The 17,693-nt window shown below is 51.3% G+C and carries 9 protein-coding genes and 3 pseudogenes; 9 read left to right on the forward strand and 3 right to left on the reverse strand.

The annotated features are described in order from the left end of the window. Window positions 1-129 precede the first annotated feature (129 nt). From EL645_RS14500 to EL645_RS14505, 3 genes and pseudogenes are all read left to right on the forward strand, one after another. A pseudogene (locus EL645_RS14500) lies at window positions 130-1,049 on the forward strand (DUF5996 family protein). 188 nt (window positions 1,050-1,237) lie between these two features. Then, window positions 1,238-1,364 (forward strand): annotated as a pseudogene (locus EL645_RS46230) (SWIM zinc finger family protein); the annotation flags it as partial. Between the two features lie 218 nt (window positions 1,365-1,582). Beyond that, the gene (locus tag EL645_RS14505) at window positions 1,583-2,791 is read left to right on the forward strand and encodes a serine hydrolase domain-containing protein (RefSeq protein ID WP_218031846.1); all 1,209 of its coding nucleotides are present in this window, start codon (window positions 1,583-1,585) and stop codon (window positions 2,789-2,791) included. Window positions 2,792-2,952: 161 nt separating this feature from the next. Here EL645_RS14505 and glmS read toward each other — a convergent pair whose 3' ends face one another. Next, window positions 2,953-4,821, reverse strand: a complete 1,869-nt coding sequence (gene glmS / locus EL645_RS14510) for a glutamine--fructose-6-phosphate transaminase (isomerizing) (protein ID WP_126551167.1) — start codon at window positions 4,819-4,821, stop codon at window positions 2,953-2,955. A gap of 787 nt (window positions 4,822-5,608) precedes the next feature. On the opposite strand from glmS, the gene EL645_RS14515 reads away from it, so the two are divergent. The 5 genes from EL645_RS14515 to EL645_RS14535 all read left to right on the forward strand — a co-directional run bounded on the left by EL645_RS14515 (window position 5,609) and on the right by EL645_RS14535 (window position 12,518). Beyond that, window positions 5,609-7,633 carry an ABC transporter ATP-binding protein gene (locus EL645_RS14515; RefSeq protein WP_126551169.1) on the forward strand — a complete coding sequence of 675 codons (2,025 nt, stop codon included), beginning with the start codon at window positions 5,609-5,611 and terminating at the stop codon, window positions 7,631-7,633. A 204-nt stretch (window positions 7,634-7,837) separates the two neighbouring features. Beyond that, on the forward strand, window positions 7,838-9,049 hold the full coding sequence (locus EL645_RS14520) for a WD40/YVTN/BNR-like repeat-containing protein (RefSeq protein WP_126551171.1): 1,212 nt from the start codon (window positions 7,838-7,840) through the stop codon (window positions 9,047-9,049). Window positions 9,050-9,460: 411 nt separating this feature from the next. Then, window positions 9,461-9,907 (forward strand): hypothetical protein, encoded by a 447-nt coding sequence (locus EL645_RS14525; protein WP_126551173.1) that lies wholly within the window; start codon window positions 9,461-9,463, stop codon window positions 9,905-9,907. Between the two features lie 348 nt (window positions 9,908-10,255). Then, window positions 10,256-11,899 carry a double zinc ribbon and FHA domain-containing protein gene (locus tag EL645_RS14530; protein ID WP_126551175.1) on the forward strand — a complete coding sequence of 548 codons (1,644 nt, stop codon included), beginning with the start codon at window positions 10,256-10,258 and terminating at the stop codon, window positions 11,897-11,899. Between the two features lie 196 nt (window positions 11,900-12,095). Next, on the forward strand, window positions 12,096-12,518 hold the full coding sequence (locus EL645_RS14535) for a hypothetical protein (protein WP_126551177.1): 423 nt from the start codon (window positions 12,096-12,098) through the stop codon (window positions 12,516-12,518). Between the two features lie 15 nt (window positions 12,519-12,533). Here EL645_RS14535 and EL645_RS14540 read toward each other — a convergent pair whose 3' ends face one another. Both EL645_RS14540 and EL645_RS14545 read right to left on the reverse strand, forming a co-directional pair. Beyond that, the gene (locus EL645_RS14540) at window positions 12,534-13,763 is read right to left on the reverse strand and encodes an ISKra4 family transposase (RefSeq protein WP_126549265.1); all 1,230 of its coding nucleotides are present in this window, start codon (window positions 13,761-13,763) and stop codon (window positions 12,534-12,536) included. Next, window positions 13,711-14,058 (reverse strand): hypothetical protein, encoded by a 348-nt coding sequence (locus EL645_RS14545; RefSeq protein ID WP_126549266.1) that lies wholly within the window; start codon window positions 14,056-14,058, stop codon window positions 13,711-13,713. The genes EL645_RS14540 and EL645_RS14545 overlap by 53 nt, the downstream gene beginning before the upstream one ends. Window positions 14,059-14,518: 460 nt before the next feature. Between EL645_RS14545 and EL645_RS14550 the strand changes: the two are divergent. Further along, window positions 14,519-17,229: pseudogene (locus tag EL645_RS14550) on the forward strand (valine--tRNA ligase). The last annotated feature ends 464 nt before the right edge of the window (window positions 17,230-17,693 follow it).

Consider the following 17,693-nt stretch of genomic DNA (forward strand, 5'->3'; position numbering starts at 1 on the left):
TTATTGTAGAGGATGGAGTATAGAAGTCGCAGCAAAAAATATGATAGGATTAATGCGTGCTAGGACACCAGTATCTGAATAATTCTAGTAAAGCTTGTGTTTGTTGTGATTGGGAGGAAATGAGGAATTATGCAGAATAATAATCCTGTGAATGCGACCATTGAGAAATGGCCAGCCCTACCATTTGAAGATTGGAAAGATACCTGCGAGACCCTGCATTTATGGACCCAGATTGTTGGGAAAGTACGCCTGCAATTAAGCCCGCCCGTTAATCATTGGTGGCATGTACCGCTCTATATCTGTGCGCGCGGCTTGACGACATCACCGATTCCCTATCAGCATGGCGATTTTGAGATTACCTTTGATTTTATTGATCACAACCTGTCGATCGTCACCAGCGAAGGCAGCAACAAGACACTGCCATTATATCCACGTTCTGTCGCCAATTTCTATCAGGAATTCATGGCTGCCCTGCATGCTCTGGGTATCCAGGTCACTATCAATCTACATCCCTGTGAGATTCCGAATGCTATCCCCTTTAATCAGGATCTCAGCCATGATGCTTATGATGCAGTGTATGTAGAACGCTTCTGGCACATATTATGTCAGATCGATACCATCTTTAAAGAATTTCGTGGCCGCTTCATTGGCAAATGTAGTCCGGTCCATTTCTTCTGGGGGAGTTTTGATCTGGCCGTCACCCGTTTCTCCGGTAGGAAAGCTCCCGAAAGAAAAGGGGCGGATAGCATTACCCGTGAAGCCTACTCACACGAGGTCATCAGTTGTGGTTTCTGGCCTGGTATCGCCAGCTCGCCTAAAGCTGCATTTTATGCCTATGCGGCCCGGAACCGGCTGGACTCGACAATGTACCCATTCGACCAGCCAAAGCTTTTCACAATCCCGAGATGGCCGAAACCTTCTACCTCTACGACGACATGCGACAGGAGAGCAATCCCGAGCAAGCGCTGCTGGATTTCCTCCAGAGCACTTATGACGCCGCCGCTAATCTCGCCCACTGGGATCGTCAGGCACTGGAACGGGCCCTCTAAAAGCGAATAGAGGATGATTAAGAATACTTCTATCGCACAGGCTGGATTATTACGCAATAGCGCAAGAATAACGCTGAAGTACATCAATTTGCTTGCTATTCGACAATAATGGAGTCGATATGCTATGCTGTACGAAAAAATTCCATAGCAACGTCTAGTGAGTACGATTGGGGCGTTATTTAAAAGTAATCCCTGCGCTCATGATCAAAAAGCAAGGAGACTTATCCTGCATTCTGGCACAAAAACACCTCATTCATTCGTACCATGGAAGAATTCTACGAGCGCGTTCGCACCAAAAATAAACAAATGAAATAAAGCCTATCGCGAAGAGGCTAGGAAACATATCAATGCTTATTTCCAACGCATGCAGGGTGAACGTGACCAGCCACAGCTGAAAAAGCAAGATTGAAGAAGAACATAAGTCATCGGCATGCTACGCTTTCTTTATTGACAAGTGTAGCTGTTGACGGCACGGTTATATCCATACTCATGCAACAGACGTCTCTTGAGGTGAAAGGATGGAGGAAAAAGTAATGGACAACACAGCAGGATTATCCAGGGCGCGACTCGTTCGCATGCACGACTACATGTCCGGCTATATCGAGCGTGGCGAAGTACCTGGTCTGATCACGCTCGTCAGTCGGCGGGGTGAGGTGCATGTCGATGTGATTGGCAAGAAGTCGATCGATGATTCTGTCCCCATGAAACGCGACACCATCTTCCGCATTTCTTCCATGACCAAGCCAATCATGGCCGCGGCAACGATGATCCTGATAGAGGAATGCCAGCTGCGGCTGGACGAAGCAGTAGAGCGGTGGTTACCCGAACTGGCTGAGCGCAAGGTGTTGAAGCGCTTAGATGCACCTCTGGATGATACCGTACCTGCGCATCGATCAATCACGGTGCGTGACCTGCTCACCTTTCGCATGGGATTCGGGCAGATAATGTCACCGCCAGACACCTGTCCGATTCTGGAGGCTGCGAACGAACGGCAGATTGGCATGGGACCGCCGAGTCCAGCGACGATGCCTGAGCCGGATGAGTGGATGCGCCGCCTGGGCGAACTCCCGCTCATGCATCAGCCAGGTGAGCAGTGGATGTACAACACAGGGGCGGACGTGCTGGGTGTGCTGGTTGCACGCGTCTCGGGTCAACCGCTTGAGAAATTTTTGCGCAAACGCCTCTTCGAGCCGTTAGGTATGAAGGATACAAGGTTTAGCGTGCCAGAGGCCTCGCTTGATCGGTTGGCGACCAGTTACTGGCCCGATGCGGAGAGTGGGGAGCTTGTCGTTTATGACCAGGCTGCGGACAGCCAATGGAGCCAGCCCCCTGCTTTTCCATCGGGTGCTGGGGGATTGGTTTCGACCATTGACGACTATCTGGCCTTTGGTCAGATGATGCTTGCGCAGGGCAAACATGGTATTGAGCGCATCCTATCGAGGCTCACGATCGAGACCATGACAACCGACCAGTTGACGCCTGAGCAGAAAGCGGTATCCAGTCTGTTTCCTGGCTTCTTTGACAACCACGGCTGGGGCTTCGGCGTCTCCATGTTCACCAGGCGCGATGACATCGCATCGGTACCTGGTCGCTACGGCTGGGATGGCGGCATGGGCACCTCCTGGTATTCTGACCCCAAAGAGGAGATGGTCACCATCCTCATGACCCCATGCTTTCTGACTTCCCCCAACCCACCCAACATCAATTTCTGGACTCTGGCCTACCAGGCTATCGACGACTGAGATATCTCCATGGGGGACTCACTCCAAAATAGCAGCCTTCTTCAAACGTAAAAAAGGGAGACACATAAAACACTACTATTGTGTTTTATGTGTCTCCCTTTTCATGGGACATGGGAACACTTTATTAGAATTCTACATATGTGCGCCCATGGACTTGTGGTTTATTCTACGGTCACGGATTTGGCCAGGTTGCGGGGCTGATCGACGTTACAGCCACGGGCGACCGCGACGTGGTAGGCGAAGAGCTGCAACGGTACCGAGGCCAGCAGGGGACTGAAGACTTCGAGCGTGGCCGGGACATACATGATGTCGTCGGCGTGCTGGCGAATGTTTTCGTCTCCTTCGGTGGCGACGACGATGATGTAGGCGTCGCGCGCGCGCACCTCCTGGATGTTGCTGACCACTTTCTCATAGACATGCGAGGCGGTGGCGATACCGATCAGGGGCGTTTCATTGTCAAGCAGGGCGATCGAGCCGTGTTTGAGTTCGCCGGCCGGGAAGCCTTCGGCATGGATGTATGAGATCTCTTTGAGCTTTAAGGCGCCTTCCAGGGCAGTGGGATAGCCAACACCACGGCCAATAAACATGATGCTTTTGACGGCCGCCATGCGTTTGGCAAGTGGTTCGATGATGTCGCTTTCGCTATTGGCTTGATCGAGAATATGCTGGATCTGTCCGGGTAGTTGCTCAAGGGCCGCCAGGAATTCACGCATCTGCTCGTCCTGGATGCGACCACGGGCCTGACCCAGGTAGAGGCCGAGCATGTAGAGGACCGCCACCGAGCTAACAAAGGTCTTGGTCGCGACCACACCGATCTCAGGGCCTGCCTGCAAGTAGAGGACCGCGTCGGCCAGGCGGGTAATGGCGCTGGAGACGATGTTGGTGACGGCAATTACCGGGGCACCATGTTCGCGGGCCTGGCGGATACCGACCAGCGTATCGGCGGTCTCACCAGACTGGGTGACAGCGATACAGAGGGTCTCGGGTCCGACAATAGGATCGCAGTAGCGGAACTCGGCGGCCGTAATGGTCTCAACCGGGATACGTGCCCATTTCTCGATGGCGTACTTGGCGATCATACCGGCGTGGTAGGAGGTGCCACAGGCTACAACAAGGATGCGCTGAATATTATTGAGCAGGCCCGCATGTTCCATCCGTTCAAGTTCCGGCAGGTGCAGCTGGCCATCACGGCTGCGGCCAGTCAGGGCGCGGCGCAGGGCATCAGGCTGCTCATTGATCTCCTTGATCACAAAATGTGGATAGCCACCTTTTTCAGCCGCCTGGATATCCCAATCAATGGTCATGGGTTCGCGCTCAATTGGCGTGCCATACAAGGTTGTCAATTTAACACCCTCAGGACGCAACTCAACTACTTCACCCTCTTCGAGGATCAGGATACGGCGCGTGTGTTTCAGGATGGCTGGAATGTCGGAGGCCAGGAACTGCTCATTTTCGCCCAGTCCAACGATCAATGGTCCGGCGCAACGGGCACCGACCAGCAGATCAGGATGTTCGCGGCTAACCACACCAATGGAATATGAGCCTGTTACATGTTGCAGCGCGCTACGTACAGCCAGGGTTAAATCATGATCGGCTGCACCAAAGTATTCGCGCTCAATCAAGTGGGCCAGGACCTCGCTATCCGTCTCGGACTTGAAGATATGACCATCTTGTTGTAGCTCACGACGCAGCTCGGCATAATTCTCAATAATGCCATTGTGCACAACAGTCAAGCTGCCAGTGCAATCGGGATGGGGATGGGCGTTAGTATCGTTTGGCCGTCCATGGGTTGCCCAGCGTGTATGTCCAATACCGAGCGTGCTATCGCCGGGGCGGGAACCATTATCAACGGTCGCAACGAGATTAGCAATTTTGCCGGCCTGACGATGGAGATCAATCTTACCAGTGGAACTTAAAACCGCGATACCAGCGGAGTCATAGCCGCGATATTCGAGTTTGGAGAGGCCATCAAGCAATATGGAAGTGACATCGGTCTCTTTTGAGCCGACGTATCCTATGATACCGCACATGGAGTTGGGTACCTTTCTACATTGTAGTAATAAAACTATGTTGTTCTACTACATCACTGAGAACGGTTTGTCCTGGTCGTTACCGGCAGGCGTTGTGTGTTCTCTTTTCAGGGTTGTGATCGACCCTGGGGGCTCCCCGCTGACAATTCCGAACGGCCCCCTCCTCGTCAACCGGAACTTCCTCCTCTAGTCCGGCCCATGCGCTACTAGAAACATCTGCATATAATTACGTAAACAAGTATATCATTACCCTGGTTAAGATTGGGTGTTTGCTCGGTTAAGGTTGTGTACACTAGGAAATCTGGTTCAGGTTGGTGTTTGTAGCACACTCAGGCAGGTCCCTGGGGATGAGCCTTTTTTATTATGGCGATTGGAGATAGTGTTATTTCCTTTACCAACCATGCACAGAAGCCAAAATTGTGCCCCTACCTCAGTTATTTGAATAGATCATTTTTTATGAACGATCATGCTTCCCAGGCAGCCGCACCCATACGATTGAGTGGATACTGTTAGAATGAACAGGGTTAAAAACCGTCTTGTTGGACAGTGCACTCATGGAAAAAATCTTCTATACTTTGTATAAGCCAGAGAATAATTAGTATTGAGCCCGGCACCACGCTATAAAAACATGCCTCTCATTTGGATGAGTGCTGCCTGAGAGGTTGAGATGTTTAGCGGTGCGGGCCTTGACAAACTCGTGTTCACCGATATATTATAGATATATCGATATTATATCGATGACATATCATGTAGCAATAAGTATCTATGTTTGGGGAGAAGAACAGGTATGGGATTTCATCGTATGGGTGGTGGGATGTCCTCTTATTTAGAGGAACAGAAACTGCGGGGGCGCAAAACGGATGCACGCACAGTCAGGCGCGTTATAGAAGCCTTCCAGCCGTATAAATTTCAAGTCATAATGGTATTGATCGCGATCCTATTAACCACCGTCTTAGGCCTGGTCAATCCACTCTTAATTCAGCGCATTTTCGACGATGCTATCGCCAAAAATAACTTCCGTTTGCTGGTCATTTACGTGAGCATTATGATTATCACCCCTATTATCACTGGAATGATTGGGGTCTGGCAATCTTATCTCAATAATATGATTGGCCAGAATGTGATGCGTGACTTCCGCAATCGACTCTACCGGCACCTGCAGAGTATGTCGTTGCGTTTCTTTACCGCCACGCGCACAGGTGAAATTCAATCGCGGCTCTCAAATGACGTCAATGGTGTACAATCGGTGGTCACAAATACAGCGACCAGCATAGTTTCTAATATCTCTATCGTGGTAAGCACGATTATCGCCATGCTGGTGATCAGTCCACTGCTCACCTTGATCTCATTGGGGCTCCTGCCACTTTTTCTCTGGATCACCACTAAAGTCGGCAATATCCGCCGCACGACCAGCAAAGAGACGCAGCAAACGATGGCCTCACTGACCGCCATGATGCAAGAGACCCTCTCAGTCAGCGGCATTCTACTGATGAAGACCTTTGGGCGTCAGCAATACGCCCAGGAGATGTTCGAGAAAGAAAATCAGAAGTTAACCAACCTGGAAGTGCGCCAGCAGATGATTGGGCGCTGGTTCTTTATGGCCATCAACATCTTCTTCTCAATTATTCCCGCCGTCGTTTACCTGGTTGCCGGCTGGCAGATCATTTCGCATGAAGATCCCTTTATGACATTTGGTAAAATCGTAGCTTTTACCACCTTGCAGAGCCGGATCTTCTTTCCCATCGGACAACTGATGTCGCTGCAAGTTGAGGTACAGGGTGCGCTGGCTTTTTTTGATCGGATATTTGAATATCTTGATATCCCCATTGAGATTAAAGATAAATCTAATGCACTCCGCCTCTCCTCCGAAAAATCGCAAGGTCGCGTAACCTTTAAAAATGTTTCATTTACCTACAAGCGCGATATACCAGATGTATTGAAGCCCTTGCCCGAAGCCAAAAATGGCAATGGCAAATGGTCTGGCATGAATCCTTTCCGCCGTTCTGCTACAGCCGTTGCGCCAGATTATGAAGCGATGAAACTGGAAGCGTTAGGAGAGGCTACCAATGGAGTAGGCAGGCAGCTAGTAGACGAGCCGCGCCAGACCTTAAGAGATATCTCCTTTGAGATTAAGCCGGGCCAGCTGGCGGCACTGGTTGGACCCAGCGGCGCAGGTAAGACGACGATGACCTATATGGTGCCTAGACTCTATGATGTGGATGACGGGGCGGTAGAGATCGATGGTCATAATGTGAAAGATGTCTCGCTATCTTCACTTGGCGAATTGGTCGGTGTCGTGACCCAGGAGACCTATCTATTACATTCAACGGTGCGTGAGAACTTGCTCTATGCGCGCGCAGATGCTACCGATGAAGAGATGATCGCAGCCACCAGGGCCGCCGCCATTCATGATCGCATCATGGAACTGACCGATGGCTATGATACTATCGTAGGTGAGCGCGGCTATAGACTGTCAGGCGGCGAAAAACAGCGTATCGCCATTGCCCGTGTCATTCTGAAGAATCCACGCATCCTGATCCTCGACGAGGCCACCAGCGCATTGGATACCCATTCCGAGCGCTTGATCCAGGCCGCGCTGGAGCCTTTAATGAAGGGGCGCACCACACTGGCCATAGCTCACCGCCTCTCCACCATCCTTTCGGCCGACATCATCCTGGTCGTAGACAGAGGAGAAATCGTCGAGCGCGGCACTCACCAGGAACTCCTGGAAGAGGGTGGACTCTATGCCCGCCTCTATAATGAACAGTTTGGAGCTCCTGCACTAACCGAAGAAGAAGAAACGATTGCTTGAGTAGATCCTCAATAAGTTGTAATACAGATGGCAAGCATACCTGAATGGATGTTTGCCATCTTTGCTTTAATCGCCTTTATCTCAGTCAGCTTTAGTTTGTTATATATCATTCCTGAAGCATTGTAATTATATTGAATGGCACATACAATACTGAGAAGTTACTATTAGCCACACATGATATTTTATAGCTAGAGGAATTAACATATGCACACTTCACGTGATCGTAAGCCATGGCGAGCCAGGAATGGTCGTATCCTCTGGTCCCGGTTCTCCTTTGGGCTGTTTATCATTTGTATACTACTTGCTCTGGCCGGTTGCGGCTCTTCAGATAATGGGAATACAAATAACACATCCCTGGTTCCACTGCCGACACCGACGCCGGGTCCCAGTCAGGCTGTCTCCTTGCAGACTATTCATATGCTTGATCAAAAAAATGGCTGGGCTATTACCCATGATGGGCGTGTACTGCACACTACCCAGGGAACCGCAAAGTGGCGTGATATTACCCCAACGGCCGGTGCTCCACAACCAACCTTTAGCACGGCAACCTTTCTGGACGCCCAGAACGCCTGGATTACAGCCCAGGTTAATGACAAAGTATCAATCTGGCGCACCTACACGGGCGGTGATTTCTGGCTAGAGTCTCCATTGCCAGTTTCAGGCCAGGGTGTAGTTAATATCAATTTTATTGATCCGCTGAATGGTTGGTTGCTGCTTAAAACCGCCAGCGCCAAAGCCAACAACGAGCCAGTGGCTGTTTTCTCGACCACGGATGGTGGAAACAACTGGTATCAAATAGATAACGCAGGCCAATCGAGTAATGCCAGCCTCAGTGCCCTGCCAGCTAACAATGAAAAAACTGGCATAGGTTTTAAATCTACGACTCAGGGTTGGGTGACAGGATATGCGCCTGATGAGAAAGTCCCGGTTTTCTATGCAAGTAATGATGCTGGCTATACCTGGACTGCCCAGAAGTTAACTTTGCCAAACGAGCGACCTGTCCGTACTTTTGCACCAGTCTTCTTCAATCAAAACGATGGCATCTTGCCAGCGCAGCTAGTTGACAACAGCCAGGGAGTGGTTATTTACACTACCCATGATGGCGGCAAAACCTGGAGTGGTAACACCCCTGATGCCAATATTACCTCGACCGTCAGTTTTACCAGCGCTGCCCAGGGATGGGCCATTGGTAGTAATGTTAAGGAGAGTAATATCTACAGTACCAATGACAGTGGCAAAACCTGGAGCCGACTCTCGCAGCTCGGAGGGGATGTGGCCAAAATTGAAGACCTGCAGTTTGTTTCTGCTACCAATGGTTGGGCTATTGCAACCACCAAAGCCGATACCACCCAACTCTACCAGAGCACTGATGGGGGTAAAAGTTGGGCTGTTGTTGATACCAGTGCCTCCTCTTAGTTAATACTATCGATAGTATTGCTACCCTCTTTTTATAATGAAGCGCGAAAAATGTGCCTGGCATATTTTTCGCGCTTCATTATAAAAAGACTGATTAGAGGCGTACGCTTGCAGCTCGTTAACTAGCTAGAGCTGGTTAGAGGTGTGGATTTGCATCTCGTGATTGCCAGCATAGGGTTTATTAAAGGGGTGTTGGGTGTGGGTGGCGACTGCCACCCACACCCAACACCCCTTTAATACCCGGGCCGCGCCGCAGGCGTGGCCCGGGCGCCTGAATCGACACAGAATAATAATGTAGAAAGTATATCCAACTTTCTGATCGGAAGAGCGTAAATAGATACGGAAGAACTTTAAAAAACTATCTCATGCATACTTTATGGAATAGAAAAAGCAATATTGGAGGATCAAGCCATGGATGCACGATTTTATAACCTGCGCGACCAGGAAGTTAATATCGAGTCTCTCGCAAATAATCTGGTAAATGCTTATCAAACTCAAGGATATAAAGCACAATATATTGGCAATCAAGACCATGTGCTGGTGCAGTTTAAGAAGGGGAGCGATATCGAGGCTGTACTTGGCCTCCAGGCTGCCCTATCCCTTTCGCTGCAACGTACTTCGGGTGGTATTATGGCGACTGTGGGGCAGCAGAAATGGATCGATAAACTGGCTGTAGGTGCTGCCAGCGTCTTTATCCCGGTGCTAGCTCCTTTGCTATTCACCGCTGGCTTTGGTGCATTCCGCCAGTTTAACCTGGCCGGACAGATCTTTTCCATGCTAGATGGCCTGGTACGTCAGCAGTATCCAAATGTAGAGATCAATCCTACGGCTGCTCAGGCCCAGGAAACTACATTCTAAGGATGCGCCTGATTTTCATGCTCTCCATGCTTTGCAGGCATGAAATATAAGCATAAAAACGCTATTTATGTTGTTGTAGAAAATGTGTTGCGCACATTTTCTACAACAACATAAATATATGTTATACTTTATCGAGAAGAGGGCAGATCTACTTTCTAGTGTTCAACTCTCAGCCACCACATGCGTAGATAAGAGTAAGCGGCCTGAATAGAGTGTTTAAAGTAAGTTTATCCAGGCTAGAAGAAACCAGGCTAATTTGAGAGACGTATCAGCCATTAAGAGGCTGTGCTCATACGATTATATGTATGCAAGCAGATAACGAAGTAAAGCTACGTTGGAGGATAACGGATGGATGCCCGCTTTTATAATTCAGATGATATAGATTTGGAGCGATTAGCTAGTGACATCGCTAACGTCTATATTGCCCAGGGCTATCAGGCTCAGCATTTTGGCAATCGAGACCAGATGCTGGTTCAGTTAAAAAAGGGCGGTGATTTCGAGGCAATTATTGGTATGCAGGCAGCAATCTCGCTGACCATCCAGCGTACGGCGGGTGGGGTACTGGCGATGATTGGTCGGCAGCGCTGGGTTGACAAAGCAGCTGTTGGCGCGGTCGGACTGGTAGCTTTTCCTGTACTCTGGCCTCTGGCCTTAACGGCGGGCGCAGGTGCATTACGCCAGGCAAGCCTGGGTAATCAGGCATTAAATATAGTAGATGGCCTGGTGCGCCAGCAACGGCCTGGGATTCAGGCTGGCCCGATCCCCTCTTATATTGTGCCGCAGTTACAGCAGCAGTGGGGACAGCCAAATCAGCCCCAGCAACAGATCCCTTACTATATTCCTTCAAACACGGTAGTCGAAGAGGCTCCCCAGCAACTGTTACCATTCGCAGCGTCACCATCTCCTGCACCGGTGCCAGCGGCCCCTGCATCAGGCTTACGCTGCGCAAATTGTAATACACCTTATGAGCCGGGGGACACCTTCTGTTCAGGCTGTGGGCGCGCCCTGGCGGCTCCTAGAGTCTATTGCTCCAACTGCAATTCTGAACTGAAGGCGGGTACATCTTTCTGCCCGAAGTGTGGTGCTTCAACCTTTACTGTTTCAGCTTCTCAGTCTGCGATACCCAGGCCAGGCCCATCGCCTAAGCCGCCAACCTACACACCGCCGGCACCGCAGCCAACCTATACACCACCAACGCCAACCTATACGCCGCCGGTAGCGCAGCCACCGCAGCCAACCTATACACCACCAGCGCCGCCACCGACACCGACGTATACCCCGCCGCCTGCACCTGTTTATACGCCGCCAACGCCGCAGACACCGGCGTCCGTCCCGCAGCCACAGGTATACTATACGCCATCGAGCCAGCAAGCGCCGGCCGATGCCCAGCCTAAGCCGCAGCAGGCGCCCGAACAATACTATGTGCCGCCGGTGACGCAAGATCCGTCTGTCAAGCCGCAGCCCAAAGTGACGATGGTGCCCAGCACACCACACCAGACCCCACCGCCACCGCAGAAGCCACGGCCACAGAAGCAATATTATATTCCCTCCAATCCGGATGCAGCCAAAGCTGAGCAGGATACGTTGACACAACCAACGCTGCCGAGTACAGCCTCACAGGCTATCGGGCAACAGCCGACGCTGCCCGCCCAACCAGCCCAGCTCAGTGGACCCTGGGGAGCACTGACATTTGGCAACAACGGACAGCAGATCCTACTGAGTGGTGAACGTGCCGCCGTTGGTCGCTACGATCATGATCTGGGTGGAGTTCAGCCAGAAGTGGACCTGAGCAAATTTGATGGTGCAGACACCGTCTCGCGTCTCCATGCAGCTATCGAACGCTCAGGCGACAGCTATACACTCACTGACCTGAATAGCACCAACTCCACGCGCATCAACGGTAAGCGCCTGGAGCCTGACAATCCGACTCCCATCAACGATGGAGACACGCTACAATTCGGTAAGATAACCTGTACCTTCAAGAAGATCTAATAGCATTAGCAAGCATTCTCAGGAGCCGCCAAAAAGATGCCCCTGGGAATGCTTTTTTGTTGCTTTTAGCGAAAAGGTTTGGTTGCGAGGGCCGAATCTACCATGCCGTGCTGTTATATTGAAGAAGTGTGATATGCTTGTGGATAGGAAATCGGGAGCAAGACTCGAACCTACTTTGTAAAGGATAACGAACGCCATGGACGTTTTTACCGATCCACAGACACACCAGCTTCTTTATTTCACCGGTGGCACTATTTTAATTATATCTATTTTATTGGCCCTCTCTTTTTTCTGGCAACGGGTGCGCAAACTGCGGCTGCTGGCCGAAAAAAGACCCGATGAGGCGCGCAGCTATAATGCGTGGCTGATCTTGTTGGATTATCTGGTCTACACTTTACTGGCCTTTCTCTGCTCATTTTTGCTGGGTAGCGTTCCGCTGATAGCTGCCCTGTATATAGGATCGCTAATAGGTCAGATACCATTGCCTTTATTTCCATTATTGGTCGGAGGAGCCATCGTTGGCCTGGCGATGGGATGTTATGTGACGGCCAGGTTTTTGTATGGCAAAGTAACATTTGAAGATAGCCTGCTCTCTTCCATTGTCAGCGAGATCCCTTAGGCGTAGGGGTGTCATTCATTTTTTTGCAGAGCCATCTTGAAGCATGCGATGCGAAAAGGTTTGCCTTCCCCAGCGTTTTTGTCCCTCGGTTCGTCCTTTGCGAGAAGAAGGTTGTGGAGCAAACGTAGAGGAAGGCAACCGCAAACAGATGTGCAGAATGAGCGCTCGCAGTTCTTGCGCGCAGCGAGCGCGTCGCTGGAGACTTCGCTGCTGTCGTTGGCCATGGTGATGATCGTTGCGCCAGCGTTGCTGATACTGCCAACTCTCTTCCCAGCGCTCGTTACACATCTCTCCCCGTAAGGCGAGCATGGGATTGACATTGCCCGGCTCCCAATGCATTCCTGCTCCCTTGAGACGGGCTTGCATCACCACTTTGTTGGCGCTTTCGACCATTCCTGAGCCAATGGGCCATCCCTGGGCTTGAAACTGCGGATAGTTCATCTGCGCCAAACGCTTGCCGAAGTAACGGAGCGCATCGGTGACCGCGGGCAACGGCCGAGCACGTTTCCACCACTGCAGATGCCTCATGATGCGTTCTGGCCCCGCATGTTTGAGCTCATGAAGAACCACATTGAGCCAGCGAGCAGGGACATGATAACCCTGCTGTTGTCCCTGTTCGGCGACCTGACCAAGGTAGTGGGCAGCATGGGCAAAATCTAAGATGCGCACCGCATCATGGCGATGTCCATCCACAAAGCCTTGCAGCCACTCGGCGCCATCCTGGATGGCACATACCTGCCTGGCCTGTGCGATCCCTCGCCGCGTCACTTCCGCCGAAGCCAGATCCGCAAAGATTGATGCATCCGCCAACCGCGCAAAGTAGCTATGCTGCTCGGTTTTCGCTGTTGAGGGGTTCACCTGAGCAAATACGGCCATTTTCACTTCACCCCAGATCCCGCCGCGCAAGGGCACCATCCCGCCATCACTGCCCATCGCCATCTGCTCCACCACTGGAGCGGCAGGAAGAGGGAAACGAGGTCGGGCGGCTTCGGGATGGGCTTGTTCGCTCTGGATCGCCTCGGCGATCTGTCCTGCCTGCAAGGTACAGCGCCGGACGCTAGCCTCACTGATGCGAATGCCAAGCAACGCCTGCACTTCTTTGGCGGCTTGCCCAAAAGGCAGATGCGTTCCTAAGCGAACCAGACTTTGATGGGCGTGAGGTAACAACGCGGTGGGAGGCAGTTGCAGTTGCTCATCGAGGGGGAAAAAAGCTGTATCCGCAGGCGGGACAGCTCTGGTAGTCACGGCTCACGTTCACTTCTTGCTGTCCTCGTGTTTGAAAGGTTCGGGTACGTGCCCCTCGTTGATGCATGCGTGTGCCGCATTGCGGACACGATCGTGGCCCCTGCTGGGTGGTTTCCCTCTCTGCTTGGGCCATCTCTTCAATGATGCGAGCCCGTACCTGATCGAGTTGGGCATCAATGGCGGCTTCAATTTCGGCCAGGGTGGCTTTGGGATGCTCCTTCTGCCATTGAGCAAGCGTATGAAAGGCTTCTTGACTTTGTTGCTGCCAGCGTTGCTCCAGGTCTTCTGACTTCATGATCGTGCCCACCTTTCTCTTCCTTGCGTTTGAGCTGTTTCTATCTTACCATTTTGGCTCTGCAAAAAAATGAATGACACCCTAGGCGTAGGATGGGCTTGACATTTGTAGCTCGACTCGATAGACTGAGATGAACAATAATTTTATACTGGCCACGATCAGGAGGAGTAGGTGCGACTCCCGTTAGAGAGGGAAGATCCGAAGGCTGAAAGTCTTCCTCGGAATGAGCGCAAACGAAGGTCGCCTGTGAGCCTGGAAACCAATGGTCTAACTAATTTCCACGGGGGTGCCCGATACAGCACTGCTGAGGATCAACCTCAGGGTCGCCACACGTGTGCGCAGACCGGTTGATTGAAACAAGGTGGTACCACGAGTTACGTCCTTTCTCGTCCTTGACGGGAAGGGCTTTTTTTATGTGTTATGAGAGGTGGATATGATCGAGCAAGAAAAGACAACAGAGATAACGCCGATCACCGATGTTGCAGCTTTGCCCAAGGCGTATGAGCCACAGGCGGTAGAGGCCAGGTGGTATCGCTTCTGGGAAGAGGGCGGCTATTTTAAGCCCCGCCCCAATCCTTCGCGCAAGCCGTTTGTTATCAGTATGCCTCCCCCCAACGTAACCGGGGCTCTACACCTGGGGCATGCCATTACGGCAACACTTGAAGATATTATGGTTCGTTATCATCGCATGCAAGGCGATGAAACCCTCTGGGTGCCTGGCGAGGACCACGCCGGTATCGCTACCCAGACTGTGGTTGAGCGCTTGCTGGCGAAAGAAGGGACCGATCGCCATAAAGTTGGGCGTGAAGCCTTTCTAGAGCGTGTCTGGCAATGGGTGCAGCAATATAAGAGCCGCATTCAGGACCAGCACCGTCGCCTGGGAGCTTCATGCGATTGGTCGCGTGAGCGTTTTACTCTGGATGAAGGTCTTTCCAAAGCTGTTCGCGAAGTCTTTGTACGTTTGTATGAAGAAGGGCTAATTTATCGCGGTGAGCGCATCATCAACTGGTGTCCTTTCTGCATGAGCGCACTCTCAGATCTTGAGGTCAACCACGTCAATACGCCTGGCAAATTGACCTATGTGCGCTATCCACTGAAGCCTTTGGATGGGCAGACAGGTGGAGCGACCGAATATATCAGCGTAGCTACCACACGTCCCGAGACGATTCTTGGTGATACTGGTATTGCCGTCAACCCCAAAGATCCACGCTACAAAGACCTGATAGGTCGTATCGCGATTGTCCCGGTGGTTGAGCGTGAGATTCCAATTGTCGCAGACGAAGCCGTTGAGCTTGGCTTCGGTACCGGTGCTGTCAAAGTCACGCCCGCTCATGATCCGGTGGACTTTGAAATTGGTGCCCGCCATAATCTGCCACGAGTCCAGGTAATTGGCTTCGATGCCAGAATGACCAGCGAGGCTGGACCTTACATGGGCCAGGACCGCTATGAGGCGCGCAAAAATCTGGTTGCCGATCTAGAGAAAATGGGCCTGATCATTAAAGTTGAAGACTACGTAGTTCCTTTGGGACGCTGCCAACGCAGTGATACCGTAGTCGAGCCCTTGATCTCGAAACAGTGGTTCATTAAAATGATGCCCCTGGCCACTCCTGCGCTCAACGCAGTCAAATATGGTCAGATCAAAATCATCCCTGAACGTTTTAATAAGACCTACTTTGACTGGCTGGAAAACATCCACGACTGGTGTATCTCGCGCCAACTCTGGTGGGGCCATCGCATTCCGGTCTGGTATTGTGATACTTGTGGTGAGATGACAGTCAGCCGCGAAGACGTGACCGCCTGTCCTCATTGTGGGAACACCCAGATTCGGCAGGACGAAGATGTATTGGATACCTGGTTCAGTTCCTGGTTGTGGCCTTTCAGCACCCTGGGCTGGCCTGATAATACAGCCGATCTGCAACGCTATTATCCAAATGCCGTGATGGAGACCGGTTACGACATCATCTTCTTCTGGGTTGCCCGCATGGTCATGGCTGGCATCCACTTTATGGGTAACGCGCCTTTCTCAACCATCTACCTGCATGGCCTGGTGCGCGACGCCAAAGGTGAGAAGATGAGTAAGTCCAAGAGCAATGTGGTTGATCCATTAGAAGTGATGGATAAATTTGGCACCGATGCTCTAAGGTTTACCCTGGCGACCAGCAGTACACCGGGCAACGACATGAAATTGATCGATGAGCGCATCGTAGGTAACCGCAACTTTGCCAATAAGATCTGGAACGCCTCACGTTTTGTGCTCATGACGACCGCTGGCATCAGTGGTGGCATACCCACTATCGACGCTCTGCAGCCACAAACCCTGGCCGATCGCTGGATTCTCAATCGATTTGCGCGCCTGACGAAATCCGTTACACGCCTGATCGACGAATTCCAGTTTGGTGAAGCTGGTCGCCAGATCAATGACTTCTTCTGGTCAGATTATTGTGACTGGTATGTAGAGATTGCTAAAGTACAGATGCAAGGGATGAGCAGGCCAGGCAGAACACTGCTTTGATCCTACGCGCCGTGCTTGATCAAAGTCTACGCCTCCTGCACCCGTTCATGCCATTTGTGACTGAAGAGGTCTGGCAATATCTGTATCATTTCAGTGAGCCCAATAAGGAAGCCTGGCCAGCCTCGGCGCTGATCATCGCACCCTGGCCACAATATAACGAGGCCTTTGTAGATGAAGAGGCTGAGCAGCAATTCAACCTGGTCCAGCAGGTCATCACCTTGATCCGTGACGCCCGCAACCAGATGAATGTTGAGCCTGCACGTCGTATTCCAGCCATCATGGCTGTGGGTAACAACGTAGAGATGTTCACCGCTCAGTCGCCGCTGATTGAGTTTCTGGCACGCACCGAGCAGCCACAACTGCATACAGAGCTGCCTCAGAAACCTGAGCAGGCTATGAGTCTGCTGGCAGGCGCGGTAGAGATCTATCTACCACTGGCTGGTTTGCTGGATCTTGGCAAAGAGTTAGAGCGTTTGGAGAAAGAGATAGCCCAGGCTACGCAGGAGTCTGAGCGTATCAAAAGCAAGCTCTCTAATCAAAACTTTGTTACCAGGGCTAAGCCCGAAGTAGTCGAGAAAGAGCGTGAGAAGCTAGTTGCGCAAGAAGAGCGCATCAGTAAGCTCCAGGCCCGTAGCGCGGAACTGGCCAGCCTGAAGTAGCTGTAGGTAGAAAAGCAACTCGCATCTCATTGTCTCAGCAGGTTTGTAGACAAAAGAAACGGTCGGAATGGCACCCTCCAATTGTTGCCATTCTGACCGTTTCCATTAGACACAAGCACGAACAGAGGAGACACAAGCATGAACCGGATCTATCTGCAAAAATTCCAGTTCTTCACCAGGCTCAACTCCATTTAACTGCTTCACGTTACGCTTCTTCACTGATATGCCGTCATCCACATGAGCGGACGATCATCTCTCCCAAAAGCTCTACATGCCTTTCAGATTTGAATAGCAGGCAATAGCTGTTTTTTGTTTCTTCCGACGTTGTGATCAGTTTTCTCTGTTGTTAAGAGCATAATCTATCGCAAGGCAGTCTGTCAAGGTTTTTCTTGACTAAATTGACAAACTAAGTCAACTAATATGAAAATTGGTCATATTTCTTTGCAGTGAGCCATCAATATGTA

The sequence above is a fragment of the Dictyobacter kobayashii genome (genome assembly GCF_003967555.1).
GTDB lineage: Bacteria > Chloroflexota > Ktedonobacteria > Ktedonobacterales > Ktedonobacteraceae > Dictyobacter > Dictyobacter kobayashii.

What these genes read in the sequence shown, in the direction of transcription:
- EL645_RS14515 (WP_126551169.1), top strand. Translation starts at nt 5,609, where the DNA reads ATGGGATTTCATCGTATGGGTGGTGGGATGTCCTCTTATTTAGAGGAA.
- EL645_RS14535 (WP_126551177.1), top strand. Translation starts at nt 12,096, where the DNA reads ATGGACGTTTTTACCGATCCACAGACACACCAGCTTCTTTATTTCACC.
- glmS (WP_126551167.1), bottom strand. Translation starts at nt 4,821, where the DNA reads ATGTGCGGTATCATAGGATACGTCGGCTCAAAAGAGACCGATGTCACT.
- EL645_RS14530 (WP_126551175.1), top strand. Translation starts at nt 10,256, where the DNA reads ATGGATGCCCGCTTTTATAATTCAGATGATATAGATTTGGAGCGATTA.
- EL645_RS14545 (WP_126549266.1), bottom strand. Translation starts at nt 14,058, where the DNA reads ATGAAGTCAGAAGACCTGGAGCAACGCTGGCAGCAACAAAGTCAAGAA.
- EL645_RS14505 (WP_218031846.1), top strand. Translation starts at nt 1,583, where the DNA reads ATGGACAACACAGCAGGATTATCCAGGGCGCGACTCGTTCGCATGCAC.
- EL645_RS14520 (WP_126551171.1), top strand. Translation starts at nt 7,838, where the DNA reads ATGCACACTTCACGTGATCGTAAGCCATGGCGAGCCAGGAATGGTCGT.
- EL645_RS14525 (WP_126551173.1), top strand. Translation starts at nt 9,461, where the DNA reads ATGGATGCACGATTTTATAACCTGCGCGACCAGGAAGTTAATATCGAG.